We start from the raw sequence: 17,615 nt of genomic DNA, 5'->3' as shown, positions 1-17,615 counted from the left end.
CAAAAAGGAGAGATGTCCAATGATTCAAAAGCAGATGTATTTTATTAGAGGATATTACATTTTGCTGCTGCTCGTACTTTATCTTTCTTTTTATGAAAAAAGTGTTTTTTATTTATTTTTTACTAATACGATTCTGGCATATATCCCGATTGAATTAGCAAGGTGGGTAAAAGTCAGCAGCTCCAAACTAGTCTCTCTCGTACTGATCTTATTCTGGCTACTGTTTTTTCCAAATAATTTTTATTTGTTCACCGATTTATTCCATCTGTCTTTGCTTTCACCTTACGATCCATCTACTATGATGATAAGCATGAAGATGGAAATTTGGTATAAATTATTGCTAGTCGTTCTTTCTGTTTTCCCAACCACATTTTTCGGTTGTGAAAGCTTATGGATGGTTACCAATGTAATTGTCAAGAAAATCGGAATAGGCGTCTATCAATGGTTAGTTATCAGCGTCGTCTTGTTTATCAATGCTATAGGGATTTACTTCGGTCGCTTTTTAAGATTGAACAGTACGGATGTCTTTACTGACAGCAGGGAAACGTTCATGAGATTCGTTGAAGCATTTACCAAAATAGACGGTCCATCTTTTTTGTTGATCGTACTCATCTTTTTCTTTTCACTGATATTCGTGTATATTTATAGGTTAGGGATCAAATTTGCTCTATTGGCAGAAAGAGAGGAACTGTATGAAGATACTAGTAGTAGAAGATAATCCTGCGATCAACAAACTTTTAGTTCGTACATTAGAAAAAAATGGTTATACAGTCTATTCGGTATTCACAGGTAAAGAAGCAGCCGATATCATTGAGCAACAGGAATTTGATTTGGTTTTGCTAGATATCATGCTTCCTGAAATCGATGGTTATGAAGTATTTGCGTATATGCGGGAATATGATCTTCCTGTCATTTTCTTGACAGCCAAAGATCAGCTTTCTGATCGAGTCAGTGGCTTAAGATCAGGTGCTGAAGATTATATAACAAAGCCATTTGATCTGGAAGAATTACTAGCACGAGTGGAAGTTGTTCTTCGAAGAAATGGAAAAACCAACTCCAATAAATTACTGAGATGGCAGTATATCGAAATCAATGAAAAAACAAGAGCTGTCACTGCAAGAAACCAAGCTGTTTCTTTGACTCCTAAGGAATATGAATTACTTCTTTACTTAATTAGAAACAAAGGGATTATTCTGCCAAGAGAGAAAATCTATCAAAAAATCTGGGGAAGGGAAGAAGAGCCCAACTCCAGAACGCTTGATTTACACATTCAAAGAATCAGAAATAAATTACAATTAGGACAGGACTTGCGTACGATTTATGGTGTAGGTTACCTATTGGAGGGATGAACTTGAAATATACGAGCAAAGTTTTCTTTTCATTATTATTCTTCTTTCTACTCATTTATTTGGTGGTCAGTGGTTTTACACTGCATGCGATTTACCAGCGCACAGTTTCTCAAGAAAAAGAAGTGCTAGTCAACCAGCAGAAAAATCTCTTATTGCTGTTGTCGACGAAAACAGACGGAGATGAAACAACAGATGAAATGAGAAAAAATGGTGAATTCGTAGCCGCAGCCAAAATCGGAGAGTTTGAGATTCTAGACAAAAAAGGCAAAACGGTTTTTACTACAAAGCCTACTTTGTTTGAAAAATACGAACCTCCAGAAGAGTTGTCTAATCGTACCGTGGAAATCAGCGACATGTCTACTGTTAAAAACAAACAGGTGCTTTATTCAACTTCAAAGATACCTGATACTGTCTATCGTTTAGCAACTTACCATCAAGCAAAGAACTATGAAGAAATCGTCAAAGATTCTCTTGTCTATTTTCGTCTGATTTTGCTCTTTTTACTTTTAGCCATTATTCCAGTCACTTATTTTCTAACAAGCATGATCTTGAAACCAATCAATCAGCTGATTTCCGTTGCCCAGCATATCACAGAAGGTAAGACGAAAGAACGGGCAATAGTCAATACTCAAGACGAGATTGGAAAATTAGGGAGCAGTTTGAACAATATGGCCGATAAATTGAGCCACGATCTAGAAACTCTCCGCCAGGCAAAGGAAAAGCAAGATTTATTCGTTTCTAGCTTTTCTCACGAAATTCGAACGCCGCTGACTTCCATTATTGGCTATGCTCAAATGTTGAAATGGGAAAAATTGGACCAATCAGCCGAAGAATCTGTCGATTATATCCTTGAAGAAAGCAACCGATTAAAACATCTGTCCAATGATATTTTGAAATTGATGGAACTGGAAAGAACAAGTGTCTCTCTTGAAGAAATCTCGACTAATATGATTAGCGATGATCTAAACAAGTTTCTTAAAGGAATGAAACAAGGGTTTACTTATACCATCGAACTAGAACCTGCCAATATTTTGCTAGACCTCAATCTTTTCAAGCTATTAGCCATGAATATTTTGGCAAATTCATTAGAAGCTATAGCAGAAGATGGAAAATTAGTGGTCAAAGGAATAAAGGAAGAAAAGCGTTATATTATGAAGTTTTCCGATAATGGTAGAGGGATACCAACAGAAAATTTGTCTAAAGTAACAGATGAATTTTTTACAGGAAATCCTTCAAGAACAACGAAACATTTAGGACTTGGATTAGCTTTAGTAAAGAAAATAACCGAATTGCATAATAGTTCTTTTGACATAGAAAGTACACTTGGTACAGGGACGACGATCACGATCGATTTTGCTTTAGGAGGGGAAATAGATGAAAATTAAATTATACCTTCTTTCTGCTTTCTTTCTGGTATTCAGCGCAGGATTGTTTTTTTTACCAGATATTTTAGCGAGTAGCATTACTACAAAAGAACAAAGAACAGTAGATATTTCTTCTTTAAGTTCAGCTTCTTCCTCTATCGAAACGGCAATGAGCCAAGCACAATCCTTTTCTATCATGGAAGAATCAGATCAGAGCCAATTAGATATGGTCAATCGGCTACGAGAGGAATTAAATCAGCTATTTCAAAAGCTAGCCATGCCAAAAGAGCCAGTGATTGTTCAAGACTATGAAGTCTTGATCTCAGAGGACAGTGTATTTTGGCAAATGGAATTCCTTACGAAAACAGGCTATGGAACGGCAATCATTGATGAAACGAACAAAAAAGTCGTACGGTTATCTTATTTTGATGAAGATCAAAATAACCGAGGAAAAAAACAAATCATAGACGATTACTTGAACTATCTTCCTCTAAAAGCAGATAAGATCGAAGAAGATGGTGAGATGATTACTGTCACTTTGAAAAATGGCCAGAAATTAAACTTTCTGATTGATGAGACGCGATTGTTGCTGAATTATGCATGAAGAATTACGTAGAAAATAGGGGTGAATCTACCGTTTGCCAAAAGGTTGTGATCAGAATTTTGTCACAATCTTTTTTATATTACTCATGGTATCCAGATATAAATCAGATAGAGTTTGCTTATATTCTTAACAGCAAAGGAAAGATGAAAATCGAACCCCAAAAAAAGATCTATTTTTTACTAAAAATATATTTTTTTACTGAATTCTGGTAAAATGAGATAAAAAGGTGTCATTCAAGGAGGATATGATGAAAACAATAGCTGATCCTTTAAAAATTGAGATTTTTAAAGCCAATAAAGAGTATATTCAGCAAAACAAGATTGAACCTTTTGTATTAAAAGAATTTATGGAATTTTTTGAAACGGGTAAACGATTGAGATACGAATCTAGTTACTTTGCTAGAAGAAGACAATTGGTTGTGGCCGCTTTAGCTTATTTCTATGAAAAGAACAGTGAGAACAAAGAGTGGTTGGAACAATTAATTTGGGATGTTTGTAATGAATGGACATGGGCGCTGCCTGCTCACTTGTCAGAGCAAGTTTTATTCAACGATCAAGCAAGGGGTTATATCGACTTATTTTCTGCTGAAACAGGGCAGGCATTAGCTGAGATCTATGAGCAAGTCGGAGAAGAGCTATCACCTATCGTTGCGAATCGTATAAGAAAGGAAGTAGAGGAACGTTTGATCTTGCCTTTTGAAAAACAGTCATGGGAATGGGAACAAAAGAAAAACAATTGGAGTGCTGTGATTGGCGGATGCGTTGGGATGGCTTGTTTGTCCTTGCTTCCTAAAAAAAGCGATCGTTTAGAACGCCTCCTGACAAAAGTCGATATTTCACTTAAGAACTATCTTCATAGTTTTGGAGAAGACGGTATCTGCACAGAAGGTGTGGGATATTGGGGTTATGGTTTTGGTTATTATATTTATTATGCTGAAAAATTAGCCGAATCGACAGGGAATCATTATTATTTAGAGATAAATAAGGTTAAGAAAATAGCGGAATTTCCTGGGAAGGTAAGAATAAACAATACTTATCTTCCTTTTTCAGATTTTTCTCAACCCAACTTGCCAAGCGGTCTCTTAAGCTTTTGCGTATCGAGATTTGGTGCAGATATTCCTATAGAGACAGTCAGTTCTTTGGATTTTGACAAGTGTTACCGTTTTGCTCATCTCTATCATAACCTTCAATGGACAAAAAAGAAGGAGCCGAGTGTTTCTAACAGGCAGTGTGACTATTTTCCAGATGCTCAATGGTTTATCCTAAATTCAGTAAAACAAGATCTATTTTTCGCAGCAAAAGGTGGGAACAATCGAGAAAGCCATAATCATTTGGATGTCGGTCATTTTGTATTTGGAAATCACGAAGTATTGTTCCTAACAGACCTAGGAGCAGGGGAATATACTAAAGAATACTTTAATGAATCAAAACGGTATCAGTATTTTGTTACTTCAGCTAAGAGCCATCATCTGCCTATCTTAAATGGTTGTTCTCAAGTCGTTAACGACGGAAAAGCAGAAGTGGTAAGAACGGATTGCGCTAACGGGGAAATCACTTACAGCTTGGTCGAAACATATAGTACTGAATCTTATATAGAAAAATTTACCCGTCATTTTTCTGTTCATGAACAGAAAAAAATCTTAGTGCTCCATGATCGGTTTTGCTTCAATAAAGCAAAAAATGAGATCATAGAGAATTTTGTGTCTCCTATTGAACCAGTAATAGAGGAGAAAAAAGTTATTCTAAGAACAAGCAACGAAGTCGTTGAAATCAAATTCGATACGCGTTTTTTGATTAGCCTCAATGTGATGAAAAAACAATATCACCGGCATGATGGTGGTCTTTGTGAAGCGCATCAAATACAAGCGATGTATCAGGTTGCCAAAGAGGCTGAGATTATTACTTCTTTTGTACTTATGTGATAAACTTGAACACTTTAACTTAAAAAGGGCAGTGACAATCAACTTGTCACTGCCCTTTTTCGGAGTAAACCACTTTTCCTGCTAACTCCACGTTTATAAATCACACTATCCATAAAACAGGAAGAGCTGTTCTTATGCTTAGTGTAGGACAGCTTTTTCATTATCTCTTATTTCTCTACATTTGACGTGGCGCAGCTGTCGATTGTCGGATAACTAATTCTGTACTAAGTAGAATCCGTTTAGCGATTCCTGGATTTTTAATTCGTTCGTCTAAAAGGTTCACGCCCATTTCGCCCATTTCTTCTGTAAATGCATGGACAGTTGATAAAGAAGGTGAGACATAACGAGAAATCGAAAGATCGTTTATTCCCATCACACTGATTTCTTCCGGCACACGAATCCCAGCTTCTGTCAATTTATGGATAATACCGATCGCAAATGAATCATTTGCTGCTAAAATAGCAGTTGGCAACTTTCCATTCCAGCTTTTCAATGCTTGCAAGGTCAGTTCTTCTCCTGTAGGGACATCCAAGCGACTATTTTCCTTCAAGATAAAATAGTCATCTTTATACAAGCCATGAAATTGCATAACATCAATGTAAGTGTTAGTAGTTGGTGTCTTATACCGACGATAACTGTGAAGATTATCCGTTTCTTCAGCCCCAATAAAAGCGATATCTTTATGTCCAAGAGAAAATAAATGTCCTAAGGCTAGTTCAGTTGCTTGAGCAAAATCGGTGTTTACGGAATCATAGTTGTTCAAAGGGAAATTACTTCCTATTACACAGAAATGTTCATGAAGTGCTGCGAATTCATCGATTCTTTCTTGGGTGAATTTACCAATAGCTAAGAGACCATCCACTGATTCTATTGATTGATCATCTAAGTGAGAAATCTTCAATACGTTATATCCTAGCTCGGCAGCACGTTTTTCTACTCCTAAGCGAATGGACATATAATAAATATCATCTAATTCTTCCTCGTCTAAGCGCCATTGGATGATGCCAAGCGATCGTTCTTTTTTTTCTCCTGTTTTTTTTATGGTTCGTTTCTGTTTCTTTTTTTGTTTATATTTCGTGTAATTCAATTCTTCAGCAATTTCAAAAATCTTCCGCTTCGTTTCTTCAGTAACAGATAAGGTAGGATCGTAGTTCAATACTCTAGAAACGGTAGAGATCGATACTGCTGCAGCTTTTGCGATATCAGTAATAGTGGCCATTTTGTACCCCTCATTCATTCAATTTCTTATATACAGTATATTTCTTTCAAGTAAAAAAGCAAAGTAAAAAAATTACAAATAAAAATATTTTACTAAAAACTATTGATTTTTCCTGAGTAAAAAAGTACTATCTTCTTAAGGAAGCGCTAACAAAAAAGAGGGGTGGGATAAAATTGAAAGGGATAGTAGCTGCGGTTATCGTCATTTGTAGTCTATTTTTAGCAATAGGATATACGAATGATAATCGTGAGCAAATAAATAATTTTAGTAAAAAACAAGAGGAAAAGTTAAAAGAAAATGCTCGAAGCGTTTCTGAACAAGAATGGCAAAACGATGAAGTACCTTTACGTGAAATAGTCTCTTTAGAGGGGACTATCATCAAATCAGATCGAAAAAGCAACAAAGTGGAAAATGGCGATCGCTTCTTATTGCGGACCCAAGGAAACGTTTTTATGATATTCAACGATCAGAATCAATGTTTTCGTGTAGGAGAGCGGATTAAAGTGTATGGAGAATATTATGGTTTTATAAAGGGACAGCTGATTGAAAGGGAGAACGAGAGTGAATGAAAGAAAGAGAGCAAGACAAACTAGCTTAAGGTTCAATGATTGTTTATCAAAAGAAGATATTGAAGAAATGTTTTTGGGTTTGCTAGAGCCATTAAGCGTCTTTTATGAGAAACGACCCGGGCGATTGAAGTTAGGGACGCATGGAACGGTATATACAGAAGATCGTAGACAAATCGAAGCATACTTAAGACCGTTATGGGGATTAGGACCTTTTATCACAAACAAGCCGCATCCTCTTACAGATATTTATCTTGAAGGGATAACGAAAGGTGTAGACCCAAGAAGTCCAGATTATTGGGGAGAAATCGATTCTTCTGATCAATTGATCGTAGAGATGGCTTCTCTTAGTACATCCTTGTTGCTGAATAAAGAAAATATCTGGGATCGATTAGAACCGCAGGCACAAAAAAACCTTCATCATTGGCTAATGCAGGTTAATGAATCTTCTTTACCGAGAAATAATTGGCATTTCTTCCGTGTACTGATCAATTTAGCGATGAAAAATTGTGGAAGAAGTTATTCAAAGAGTTTGTTGGAGAAGGATCTTGAAACGATCGAAAGCTTTTATCAAGGAGAGGGGTGGTATTGTGACGGGGTCGAGACACAAGTAGATTATTATGTTTCTTTTGCAATCCACTACTATAGTTTGATCTATTGTCGCTTCATGGAAAAAGAAGACCCGGTTCGTGCCAAAAGAATGAAGCAAAGGGCATGCTTGTTTGCTCAGACATTTAAATATTGGTTTGATGAAGAAGGAAGAGGGCTTCCATTTGGGCGTAGTTTGACTTATCGCTTTGCGCAAGTGTCATTTTTTAGTGCGTTAGTTTTTGCTAATGTCGAAGCATTGCCGTGGGGCGAGATCAAAGGATTGATCAGTCGACATTTGAAATATTGGAATCAACAAGAGATGCTGACAACTGATGGGTTGCTGTCAGTTGGTTATCATTATCAAAATATGGTTTTTGCGGAAGGATACAATGGCCCAGGATCCCCTTATTGGGCATTCAAAACGTTTTTGTTATTAGCAGTCCCTGATGATCATCCTTATTGGCAAGCAAAAGCACTCGGATTAAAAATAGAAGTACGTAAAAAAGCAGTGCCTTCTAGTAAAAATATGTATCAATATGATCAGACATTAAAGCATGTGCAAGCTTTTCCAGCGGGACAGTTCATTCAAAATCAAAATCATGGGAGTGCGAAATATAGTAAATTTGTCTATTCAACTCTTTTTGGTTTCAGTGTGCCAAAAAGCAACGGATCATATGGTGAAGGAGCTTATGATAGTTGTTTGGCGTTGTCTGAAGATGGCCGTCACTTTCGGACAAAAGAATTAGATGAAATGTTTTCAATCGAGTTAGACCGAGTTGTCCATTTATGGCGTCCTTGGTCAGATGTGACAATAAAAAGTACAATCGTTCCGCTTGAAAACGGGCATTTGCGTATCCACGAAATATGGAGTGAACGGTTGCTGTATGTGTATGAAGGCGGGTTTAGTGTACCAATGGAAAATACAAATAGATGTATAGCGGGACAATGTGCCACAGCACGATCGATCATTGGTACTTCGAGGATTAAGAACATCATTGGATACAAGAAAGCTGGGATTATCCGACCTGAACCTAATACAAGTCTCTATTTTCCGGTAACACTATTACCGTATTTGACAGGCGTGGCTGAAAGCGGAAAACAAGTATTTATATCTGTGATCAGCGGTGTTTTACCAGACCAGGTTTTTGAAGAGCCTGCAGTAGAAATTATTGGGAGAAATATAGAAATCGGGCAACTAGGGCAAAGGATTAATGTAAAGTTGGAGGAAAAATACAACGATGGACAATAGAACAAATATAGTTGAGTTAGATTGGCTAGTTTCAGAAATTGATTTTATTGAAAAACAGGTGCGTGAAAATCAAGAAAAATTTAAATTTCTCGTACCTGCTGCAGCTAGTAACAATCATGTATATGAAGCGGAAGAAAACACTGATTGGACGGCTAGTTTTTGGTTGGGGATATTATTTTTAACAAAAGAACTTTCTAACTCAAAAGATTTTGATCGAACGATCGAAAGTCAATTAGCTTCATTCAAAGAACGTTTAGAAAAAGATATAGCCTTGGATACGCATGATATCGGATTTTTATATCAATTATCAGCTGTTGCTGATTATCGATTGAATAAAAACGAGTCATCAAAACAAATAGCGATACAAGCAGCTGATCGATTGATGGAGCGGTATTCTCCCGAATCTCAAATTATCCAAGCTTGGGGAGACTTAGATGATCCAAAGCAGCGTGGACGTATGATCATTGACTGTTTGATGAATCTGCCATTACTTTACTTTGCTACTGAGGCTACCGGAGATGAGAGTTATAAAACAGCTGCCTACAACCATGCGAAACAAACTCAAAAGTATATTGTGAGAGACAATGCTACTACTTACCATACGTATTACTTTGATGATGTTACTGGAGTGCCTAAATATGGTCGTACGCAACAAGGTTATTCAGATGAATCTTGTTGGGCACGCGGGCAAGCGTGGGGGATCTATGGATTCACATTAAGTTACTTGTATACGGGAGACGGTTCTTTTTTAGAGACCGCCACGCAACTTGCTGATTATTTTCTACAAGAGCTTCCTGAAGATTTGATTTGTTATTGGGATCTAATATTCAAAGAAGGTAGTCAAGAGGAAAAAGATAGCTCTGCGGCAGCAATAGCTGCATGCGGATTGTTAGAACTTTCCAAACAACTGCCTGTTTCAGATCATCGTCATTTCGATTACGAAGAAATGGCAGTCAAAATCTTGGGAGAATTACAAAAAAACTATACAACGAAACAGGTAGATGGATCAAACGGGCTGCTTCTCCATGCCGTTTATGATAAAAACAGCTTAAAAGGTGTAGATGAATGTGTGATCTGGGGCGATTACTTTTATGTAGAAGGGATTATTCGTCTAGCTAAAAAATGGTACTGTTACTGGTGATGTATAAGAAAAGAGGAGGATTCATATATGATGAAGCGATGGAAAAAAATGATGATTGGATCAATAGTTTTGGGAATGTCACTCGTATTTGGTGCTTGTGGTAATCAAGAAGGCAGTAGTGAAGAATCAGCAAATGAAATTACCGTTTCGACATGGAATTATGAAACAACACCTGAATTCAAAGCGCTCTTTGAAGCATTCGAAAAGAAAACGGGAATCAAAGTGAAAGCAGTAGATATTGCTTCAGATGATTATGACACGAAACTTACTACGATGCTTTCTTCTGGAGATACGACAGATGTATTGACGATGAAAAATCTTTTGTCGTATTCAAATTATGCTTTACGAGATCAGTTAGTCGATCAAACAGAACGAATTAGAGAATTAGATACTGATGCTGCTGAAGGAACATATGAAATGTATGATATCGATGGAAAAACATACGCATTGCCCTATCGAACGGACTTTTGGGTACTATATTACAATAAGAAAATGTTTGATGATGCAGGAATCCAATATCCAGAAAATCTAACTTGGGACGAATACGAAGATTTAGCAAAAAAGCTTAGTAAAAATGACGGACAAGTTTATGGAGCATATCAACATATCTGGCGTTCGACGATCCAAGCTATTGCAGCTGCTCAAAACGAAGCGAATCTTGTGGAACCAGATTATCGATTTATGGTTGATTATTATGATCGAGCATTGAGGATGCAAAAAGAAGGCGCGCAAATGGATTTTGGCACGGCTAAGTCAACGAAAGTAACCTATCAATCTCAATTTGAAGAACAAAAAGCAGCAATGATGTACATGGGAACTTGGTATATGGCTGGCATACTTGCGAACAAAGAAGCAAATAAGACAGAAGTAGAGTGGGGAATTACAGCTATTCCTCAGAAGAAAAAAGGAGAATCGGTCACGACGTTTGGCTCGCCAACAGCATTTGCTGTCAATAAAAACTCAAAGAAACAAAAAGCAGCGCAAGAATTTATTGAATTTGCAGCTAGTGAAGAAGGAGCAAAAGTATTGGCAGGAGTAGGAGTAGTTCCTTCATATCGTACAGATGAGATTGATCAGCTTTATTTTAACCTCGCTGGAATGCCAACGGATGAGATTTCTAAAAAAGCTTTTTCTCCTGATGAAATCAAACTTGAATTTCCGATTGATACGCATGGGCCTGCAATCGATAAGATTTTACAAGAAGAACATGACTTGATTTTGGTTGGAGATGAAACGCCGGAAAAAGGAACGGCAAATATGGAGAAACGTGTAGCTGCTGAAAAAGAATAATCATGAAAGGAGAGAAGCCAAGAGATCAAACGCTCTTGGTTTCGTCATCGAAATGGAGAATAGTATAAATAAGAAAGCTACAAATCATTTGCGTAGAAAACGAACGTGGATCGCTTATTCGTTTATCGCCCCGAATTTCATTGGTTTTTTCGTTTTTACATTAATACCGATCCTGTTTTCGCTTGTACTAGCATTTATGAAATGGGATTCTTTTTCAACGCCAGAATTTGCTGGACTAGATAACTTTCGTAAAATGGCCAATGATGAGACCTTTTTGATTTCTTTGAAAAATACTTTTTTATATACCGCTGCTGTAGTGCCCGGCACACTTGTTTGTTCGTTAGGGCTAGCTTTACTACTAAATCAAAAAATTAAAGGGATGAAGCTTTTTCGTACGATATTTTTCTTTCCGTATGTTACTTCTTTAGTAGCAATTGCTGTTGTTTGGAATATGTTGTTTCATCCAACGATGGGACCAATTAATATCTTTTTAAGGCGATTTATTGAACATCCTCCAGGTTGGACTTCAAGTTCAAATTGGGCGCTTTGGGCAATTGTAATTGTCAGTATTTGGCGCGGGATGGGTTATTACATGATTCTGTACCTTGCAGGACTACAAAGTATCCAAAAAGAATTGTATGAAGCGTCTTCACTAGATGGAGCAAATCGATGGAAACAATTTTTGAATGTGACATTACCTTCGTTGAGGCCAACTACCTTCTTTGTAACGATCATGCTTGTCATCAATTGTTTCAAGGTGTTTGATTTGGTACAAGTGATGACGGATGGCGGCCCTGGTCGAGCGACAAATGTGTTGGTTTACCAAATCTACAATGAAGCATTCAAAAAATTTGATTTTGGTTATGCTTCAGCTATTTCACTTGTTTTGTTCGTAATTGTTTTGGGCGTTACGGTTGTTCAGTTTTCTTGGAATAAGCGTCGTACTTAGGAGGTATGAAATGGAAGAGAGTGTTCAAAATGAAAGGAAAAAAGCAAAAATTTTTTCAAACGATATGACTTTTATTCAATGGTTGGGTATGATTCTGCTAATAGGGCTAGCTTTATTGACGATCATTCCTTTTTTATGGATGGTTTCTGCTTCATTCAAAGCAAATAATGAAGTGTTCACGATTCCGATTCAATGGATCCCTAAAACTTGGCATTTAGAGAACTATCTGGTTATTTGGTCTCGTATTCCTTTAGTGACGTTTTTTAAGAATACAGCTTTTTTAAGCGTTGTGATCACATTGATTCAGTTGTTTACTTCTAGTTTTGCTGCTTACGGGTTTTCTAAACTGAATTTTAAAGGGCGCGATATTTTATTTTTAGCATATATCGGCACAATTGCTGTCCCTTGGCAGTCTTATATGATCCCTCAGTTCATCATGATGAGAAAAGTGGGCTTAACAGATACGTTGTGGTCATTGGTGCTATTACAAGCGTTCAATGCTTTTGGTGTGTTCTTGTTGAAACAATATTACAGTAGTATCCCAGATTCTTTATGTGAGAGCGCGCGGATCGATGGCTTATCAGAATGGGGAATCTATCGAAAGATCATTTTACCCCTTACAAAACCGGCGATCGCCAGTTTGACGATCATCACATTCGTTAATACATGGAACGATTATATGGGGCCATTCATTTATTTGTCTTCTACGGAAAATAAAACAATCCAGTTAGGGTTGAAAATGTTTATTGGGCTATTTGATGCAGAGTACGCATTAATCATGGCTGCCTCAGTTGTTTCTGTTCTTCCTGTTGCTTTTATATTTTTAGCGATGCAAAAATATTTTGTAGAAGGGATCGCTTCATCAGGAATGAAGGAATAGGAGGCGATTATGACAGAGCAGCGTTTTGACAAAAATGTTTATATGGAATTCTTTTATTGGTTGTATCAATCATTGGCAAGTAGCCTTTGTTTTTGGTGTGTCAATATCTTGTATATAGCAGCTGCGTTCTTTTTGTCAATAGATGGAAGGAATGTCTTTTCCCTTATTTTTTCTTTGCTTTTTATTGGTCCGGGTTGCATCGTGATGATAGGCATGACAGAAGAATTAGCAAAAGAAAAAAGTTTTTCATCAGTACGTTTGTTCATAAAGACGTTTCGCCGATTTTGGCTAAAGGGATTTTTTTATTGGCTATTTGCTTGGATAGTTAGTGTGATAGCGATTTTTGATTGTTTCTTTTTTATACGTTTTTCTTATGGAAAATGGTTGATTCCGTTGTTTGTTTTACTTGCTTGTTTATCAGTTTCCTTTAGCATCAACTGCTGGTATTTTCAGGTGAGAAATCCAGCGTCAAAACCAAATCAAGTTCTACGAATAGCGTTCTACTATACGTTGAAAAAATGGTATGTGAGTTTACTAGATTTTTTACTATTGACAAGTTTGTTTCTCTTCTTTTTCGTAAAGCCCCAATGGTGTATTCTACTAGGTCCTTCTATCGTATTTGGTTTGATTTACTTCAACAATCGTAAATTGATGAGAACGATGGATCTGTAGACTTTATAAATTGAAACTTTCAACCAAGAATGACAGTTTTTTATGTAAAATCTGTCATTCTTTTTCATTTTTTGAAACATATGGCTAAACAAATGAAATAAAACGTGCTATACTTCTGAATGAAACAGGCTTAGAAACTGTATCACTTATTTGTGATTATTTCTAACTAATAATTAAAAATAAAGCATAAAAAGGACGATGTTCAATGGCTGAAAAAATGAAACAAGGTTCGAAATCTGTAGTAGAAAGTTTGATTAACCATCACGTTGATTATGTATTTGGTATACCAGGCGCAAAAATCGATGGTGTATTTAATGAATTAGAGGATCAAGGTCCTGAATTAATCGTAACTCGTCACGAACAAAATGCTGCATTTATGGCACAAGCAATCGGACGTATCACAGGAGAACCAGGGGTTGTTATCGCAACAAGTGGTCCAGGTGCTAGTAACTTAGCTACAGGTTTGGTAACAGCGACAGCAGAAGGAGACCCAGTTTTAGCAATCGCCGGGCAAGTAAAACGAAGCGATCTATTGAAGTTGACCCATCAAAGCATGGATAATGCAGCGCTGTTCCAGCCAATCACAAAATACAGTGCAGAAATCCAAGATCCGGAAACAATTTCAGAAGTGATTGCCAATGCTTATCGTATGGCTAAGAGCTCAAAAAAAGGAGCGAGTTTTATCAGTATTCCTCAAGACGTAGTGGATGCGCCAGTTGAAGGTAATATCATCAAGCCATTGAGTGATCCTAAATTAGGTTCTGCTTCTGCAGATGATATCCGTTACTTAGCCGAACGCATCAGGGAAGCAAAACTACCGGTATTATTAGTAGGTATGCGGGGATCAAGCGAAAAAGAAACATTAGCTATCCGACAATTAGTTGAAAAGACAGCATTGCCTGTTGTAGAGACATTCCAAGCAGCTGGAGTGATCTCACGTGAATTAGAAGCGCATTTCTTTGGTCGTGTGGGATTGTTTAGAAACCAACCAGGCGATATGCTTTTGAAACGAAGCGACCTAGTCATCGCAATTGGTTATGATCCAATCGAATACGAAGCAAGAAACTGGAACGCAGAAAAAGATGCGCGGATCATTGTGATCGATGAAGCACCAGCTGAAATCGATCCGTTTATGCAGCCTGAAAGAGAGTTGATTGGCGATATCTCAGCTACTCTTGATTTATTGACAGGTTCATTAGAGCCTCAACAAGTGTCAGAAGATGCGAAAGAATATTTAGCTTCTCTTCAAGCAAAACTAACGGAGCGGGATATTGTCCAATCAAAAGGAGAAGCAGGTATTTTGCATCCTTTAGAAGTCATCAACACACTTCAGTCAAAAGTAACAGATGATATGACCGTTACTGTAGATGTAGGGAGTCATTATATTTGGATGGCACGCCACTTTAGAAGTTATGAACCCCGACATCTGTTATTCAGTAATGGTATGCAAACGCTTGGTGTAGCATTACCATGGGCAATTTCTGCTGCACTGGTACGTCCAAATACACAAATCGTATCAGTTTCCGGAGATGGCGGATTTTTATTCTCTGCCCAAGATTTAGAAACGGCCGTACGTAAAAAATTGAATATCGTTCATTTGATTTGGAATGATGGACGCTACAATATGGTAGAGTTCCAAGAAAAAATGAAATATCAACGGGCGTCAGGTGTAGACTTTGGTCCAGTTGATTTTGTGAAATATGCAGAAGCTTTTGGTGCTAAAGGAATCCGAGCTACAAGTGTAGAGGAATTAGAAAAAGCTTTAGAAGAAGGATTTGCGACAGAAGGACCCGTAATTATTGATATTCCGATCGATTACCGTGATAATGAGAAATTGGGAGAAACAATCTTACCAGATCAATTCTATTAAGGAAGTGTCGACATGACTGAAAAAATCTTATACCAGCACGGGACATTAGGAGCTTTGATGGCCGGCTTGATGGATGGAACAGAAACGATTGCTCATATATTGGAAAAAGGAACTCTGGGATTGGGAACATTGCATGGACTTGATGGTGAAGTTATCTTTTTAGATGGCGTAGCTTATCAAGGAAGATCAGATGGCTCAGTTGTCCAATTAGATGGAAGTGAACTTACCCCCTATGCAGCAATTACAGATTTTACGCCAGATACTAGTTTTTCTGTTTCAGAATCTGCAGATGGAGAACAATTGAAAAAAGACATCTTAGTAAAAGAAGATGGGGAAAATCTATTTTTAGCAGTGAAGATAACTGGATTATTCAAAAACATGCATATCCGTATCATGCCGAAACAAGAAAAACCTTATCGAAGACTAGCAAAAATTTCAGAGTCTCAACCAGAATTCCATCAAAGCAACATTCATGGAACATTAGTCGGGTTCTTTACGCCTGAATTATTCCAAGGAGTTGCTGCAGCGGGATTTCATCTGCATTTTATCGATGATACACATACATTTGGCGGACATGTAATGGATTTTGAAGTAACTGAAGGAAAAGTTGAGATTAGCCGCATCTCGTCCCTTGTACAGCACTTTCCAGTTGATGATCCGACTTTTGTTCATGAAACGATTGATTATGCTGATTTAGCAGCAGAAATCCAACAAGCAGAATAGAAAAGACAGCGAGATGCGTTCAAGGTGATCAACCTGACGTATCTCGTTTTTTTGAGGAGGAAACCTAGCGTTTACCAAAAAACTGAGCTATAATCTTCTCCATAGATCAAAAAGGAGCGGTTTTTATCATGTGGACAGAAAAACAGAAAAAAGATGCATACGAAATTCTATTATTACAGCAACAAGGATTATTAGAAGCAGAAGATAACTGGTTAGCAAATTTAGCAAATTCATCTGCATTGCTGAATGAAACTTTACCTGAGACCGTCTTTGCAGGATACTACTTATTTGATGGCAATGAATTGATTTTAGGACCGTTCCAAGGCCGAGTTTCCTGCACACGTATCAAGTTGGGAAAAGGAGTTTGTGGAGAGTCAGCTGAAAAACAAGCGACATTGATCGTTGACGATGTCAAAAAACATGAAAATTATATTTCCTGTGATTCAGCCGCACAATCAGAAATCGTTGTACCAATGGTAAAAGAAGGTCATTTAATCGGTGTTTTAGATATCGATTGCGGAGTAACGAAAGGGTATGATGAAATCGATCAAGCATTTCTAGAAAAATATGTAGATCTTTTATTAGCAAATTTTAATATAAATGCTTTTTCATTTATTAATAACTAAAATTGACTATTGAAACAAAAAAGAAGAGAAATCAAAAATAAAAAGAGCCGGAAAGACAGTGGGCATATCTGTTTTTCGGTTTTTTTATTTTTTTATAAAATCACAAGTGTTATTGGTTTTCATAATCATATTTTAATGGTATTATCATTTTAAATAATGAAAAACACATTAAGGATGGATGAAATATGAATAACGAAACTATCATTTTAGGGAAAAAATATATTTGCCAACCTATTGGCTTGAAACAAAAAGTGGTTGGAGAAGTAATCAGTAAATTAGAAAATTGTGTTGTGATCTGCGTAGACGAATATCATGACGTCGATCGCAATGAAATATTAGAAAAATGCGGAAAAGTAGTGGCAAAATACACTCACGTTTATGAGTTAGAAACGACAGAATATCTATATAATTACAGCAATAAATATGAACATACTTTAGTCTCATAAAGATTTTAAATAAAGTGCCTTCAAAAGCGAGGAGTCCAAGCTTTTGAAGACACTTTATTTAGTTGGCGTTGTTTTTTATATGTCACTTTTCTTTTTAAGTGGCACAATAATTGTAAATTTTCTTTAATTGATTCTCTATACAACCTGAATCTAGG

Annotated in this window: 17 protein-coding genes; 16 read left to right on the top strand and 1 reads right to left on the bottom strand. The window is 36.9% G+C overall.

Annotated features, from left to right (window positions below; all coding sequences use genetic code 11):
• Positions 1–19 precede the first annotated feature (19 nt).
• The 5 genes from RWU19_RS01595 to RWU19_RS01575 all read left to right on the top strand — a co-directional run bounded on the left by RWU19_RS01595 (position 20) and on the right by RWU19_RS01575 (position 5,238).
• Positions 20–718, top strand: a complete 699-nt coding sequence (locus RWU19_RS01595) for a DUF1361 domain-containing protein (RefSeq protein ID WP_104764777.1) — start codon at positions 20–22, stop codon at positions 716–718.
• Complete coding sequence (locus tag RWU19_RS01590; protein ID WP_070704117.1) at positions 693–1,349, top strand: response regulator transcription factor; 657 nt, start codon at positions 693–695, stop codon at positions 1,347–1,349. Before RWU19_RS01595 ends, RWU19_RS01590 begins: the two co-directional genes overlap by 26 nt.
• The gene (locus tag RWU19_RS01585; RefSeq protein ID WP_316002469.1) at positions 1,346–2,734 is read left to right on the top strand and encodes a HAMP domain-containing sensor histidine kinase; all 1,389 of its coding nucleotides are present in this window, start codon (positions 1,346–1,348) and stop codon (positions 2,732–2,734) included. Before RWU19_RS01590 ends, RWU19_RS01585 begins: the two co-directional genes overlap by 4 nt.
• Positions 2,724–3,317 carry a hypothetical protein gene (locus RWU19_RS01580; RefSeq protein WP_002308788.1) on the top strand — a complete coding sequence of 198 codons (594 nt, stop codon included), beginning with the start codon at positions 2,724–2,726 and terminating at the stop codon, positions 3,315–3,317. Before RWU19_RS01585 ends, RWU19_RS01580 begins: the two co-directional genes overlap by 11 nt.
• Positions 3,318–3,564: 247 nt before the next feature.
• A complete protein-coding gene (locus RWU19_RS01575) occupies positions 3,565–5,238 on the top strand; it encodes a heparinase II/III family protein (protein WP_316002468.1) in 1,674 nt (557 codons plus the stop codon).
• 175 nt (positions 5,239–5,413) lie between these two features.
• Here the strand turns inward: RWU19_RS01575 and RWU19_RS01570 are convergent, their stop codons facing one another.
• Positions 5,414–6,457 carry a LacI family DNA-binding transcriptional regulator gene (locus RWU19_RS01570; protein WP_070770104.1) on the bottom strand — a complete coding sequence of 348 codons (1,044 nt, stop codon included), beginning with the start codon at positions 6,455–6,457 and terminating at the stop codon, positions 5,414–5,416.
• Between the two features lie 173 nt (positions 6,458–6,630).
• On the opposite strand from RWU19_RS01570, the gene RWU19_RS01565 reads away from it, so the two are divergent.
• The 11 genes from RWU19_RS01565 to RWU19_RS01515 all read left to right on the top strand — a co-directional run bounded on the left by RWU19_RS01565 (position 6,631) and on the right by RWU19_RS01515 (position 17,460).
• Positions 6,631–7,026 (top strand): hypothetical protein, encoded by a 396-nt coding sequence (locus RWU19_RS01565; protein ID WP_070704101.1) that lies wholly within the window; start codon positions 6,631–6,633, stop codon positions 7,024–7,026.
• Positions 7,019–8,863: a DUF2264 domain-containing protein gene (locus RWU19_RS01560; protein ID WP_316002467.1), complete on the top strand. Its 1,845-nt coding sequence runs from the start codon at positions 7,019–7,021 to the stop codon at positions 8,861–8,863. The genes RWU19_RS01565 and RWU19_RS01560 overlap by 8 nt, the downstream gene beginning before the upstream one ends.
• Complete coding sequence (locus tag RWU19_RS01555; protein ID WP_316002466.1) at positions 8,853–10,004, top strand: glycoside hydrolase family 88 protein; 1,152 nt, start codon at positions 8,853–8,855, stop codon at positions 10,002–10,004. Before RWU19_RS01560 ends, RWU19_RS01555 begins: the two co-directional genes overlap by 11 nt.
• 30 nt (positions 10,005–10,034) lie before the next feature.
• Entirely contained in the window at positions 10,035–11,294 is a 1,260-nt protein-coding gene (locus RWU19_RS01550; protein WP_316002471.1) for a sugar ABC transporter substrate-binding protein, read from the top strand.
• A 52-nt stretch (positions 11,295–11,346) separates the two neighbouring features.
• On the top strand, positions 11,347–12,243 hold the full coding sequence (locus tag RWU19_RS01545; RefSeq protein ID WP_316002465.1) for a sugar ABC transporter permease: 897 nt from the start codon (positions 11,347–11,349) through the stop codon (positions 12,241–12,243).
• Between the two features lie 64 nt (positions 12,244–12,307).
• Entirely contained in the window at positions 12,308–13,123 is an 816-nt protein-coding gene (locus tag RWU19_RS01540) for a carbohydrate ABC transporter permease (RefSeq protein ID WP_047936897.1), read from the top strand.
• Between the two features lie 9 nt (positions 13,124–13,132).
• Positions 13,133–13,795, top strand: a complete 663-nt coding sequence (locus RWU19_RS01535; RefSeq protein ID WP_316002464.1) for a DUF624 domain-containing protein — start codon at positions 13,133–13,135, stop codon at positions 13,793–13,795.
• Between the two features lie 205 nt (positions 13,796–14,000).
• On the top strand, positions 14,001–15,665 hold the full coding sequence (gene alsS / locus RWU19_RS01530) for an acetolactate synthase AlsS (protein WP_002329431.1): 1,665 nt from the start codon (positions 14,001–14,003) through the stop codon (positions 15,663–15,665).
• A 12-nt stretch (positions 15,666–15,677) separates the two neighbouring features.
• The gene (budA, locus tag RWU19_RS01525) at positions 15,678–16,388 is read left to right on the top strand and encodes an acetolactate decarboxylase (protein ID WP_316002463.1); all 711 of its coding nucleotides are present in this window, start codon (positions 15,678–15,680) and stop codon (positions 16,386–16,388) included.
• Positions 16,389–16,516: 128 nt separating this feature from the next.
• A complete protein-coding gene (locus tag RWU19_RS01520) occupies positions 16,517–17,014 on the top strand; it encodes a GAF domain-containing protein (protein ID WP_070770098.1) in 498 nt (165 codons plus the stop codon).
• A 185-nt stretch (positions 17,015–17,199) separates the two neighbouring features.
• Positions 17,200–17,460 carry a hypothetical protein gene (locus tag RWU19_RS01515; protein ID WP_002289617.1) on the top strand — a complete coding sequence of 87 codons (261 nt, stop codon included), beginning with the start codon at positions 17,200–17,202 and terminating at the stop codon, positions 17,458–17,460.
• Positions 17,461–17,615: the final 155 nt, after the last annotated feature.

Origin of the sequence: Enterococcus sp. 2STP (genome assembly GCF_032465635.1) — a bacterium.
GTDB lineage: Bacteria > Bacillota > Bacilli > Lactobacillales > Enterococcaceae > Enterococcus_B > Enterococcus_B lactis.
The sequence above is the reverse complement of the archived record's forward strand: the minus strand, read 5'-3'. Positions and strand labels throughout refer to the sequence as shown.

What these genes read in the sequence shown, in the direction of transcription:
- RWU19_RS01595 (WP_104764777.1), top strand. Translation starts at nt 20, where the DNA reads ATGATTCAAAAGCAGATGTATTTTATTAGAGGATATTACATTTTGCTG.
- RWU19_RS01590 (WP_070704117.1), top strand. Translation starts at nt 693, where the DNA reads ATGAAGATACTAGTAGTAGAAGATAATCCTGCGATCAACAAACTTTTA.
- RWU19_RS01585 (WP_316002469.1), top strand. Translation starts at nt 1,346, where the DNA reads ATGAACTTGAAATATACGAGCAAAGTTTTCTTTTCATTATTATTCTTC.
- RWU19_RS01580 (WP_002308788.1), top strand. Translation starts at nt 2,724, where the DNA reads ATGAAAATTAAATTATACCTTCTTTCTGCTTTCTTTCTGGTATTCAGC.
- RWU19_RS01575 (WP_316002468.1), top strand. Translation starts at nt 3,565, where the DNA reads ATGAAAACAATAGCTGATCCTTTAAAAATTGAGATTTTTAAAGCCAAT.
- RWU19_RS01570 (WP_070770104.1), bottom strand. Translation starts at nt 6,457, where the DNA reads ATGGCCACTATTACTGATATCGCAAAAGCTGCAGCAGTATCGATCTCT.
- RWU19_RS01555 (WP_316002466.1), top strand. Translation starts at nt 8,853, where the DNA reads ATGGACAATAGAACAAATATAGTTGAGTTAGATTGGCTAGTTTCAGAA.
- RWU19_RS01550 (WP_316002471.1), top strand. Translation starts at nt 10,035, where the DNA reads ATGAAGCGATGGAAAAAAATGATGATTGGATCAATAGTTTTGGGAATG.
- RWU19_RS01545 (WP_316002465.1), top strand. Translation starts at nt 11,347, where the DNA reads ATGGAGAATAGTATAAATAAGAAAGCTACAAATCATTTGCGTAGAAAA.
- RWU19_RS01540 (WP_047936897.1), top strand. Translation starts at nt 12,308, where the DNA reads ATGACTTTTATTCAATGGTTGGGTATGATTCTGCTAATAGGGCTAGCT.
- RWU19_RS01535 (WP_316002464.1), top strand. Translation starts at nt 13,133, where the DNA reads ATGACAGAGCAGCGTTTTGACAAAAATGTTTATATGGAATTCTTTTAT.
- alsS (WP_002329431.1), top strand. Translation starts at nt 14,001, where the DNA reads ATGGCTGAAAAAATGAAACAAGGTTCGAAATCTGTAGTAGAAAGTTTG.
- budA (WP_316002463.1), top strand. Translation starts at nt 15,678, where the DNA reads ATGACTGAAAAAATCTTATACCAGCACGGGACATTAGGAGCTTTGATG.
- RWU19_RS01520 (WP_070770098.1), top strand. Translation starts at nt 16,517, where the DNA reads ATGTGGACAGAAAAACAGAAAAAAGATGCATACGAAATTCTATTATTA.
- RWU19_RS01515 (WP_002289617.1), top strand. Translation starts at nt 17,200, where the DNA reads ATGAATAACGAAACTATCATTTTAGGGAAAAAATATATTTGCCAACCT.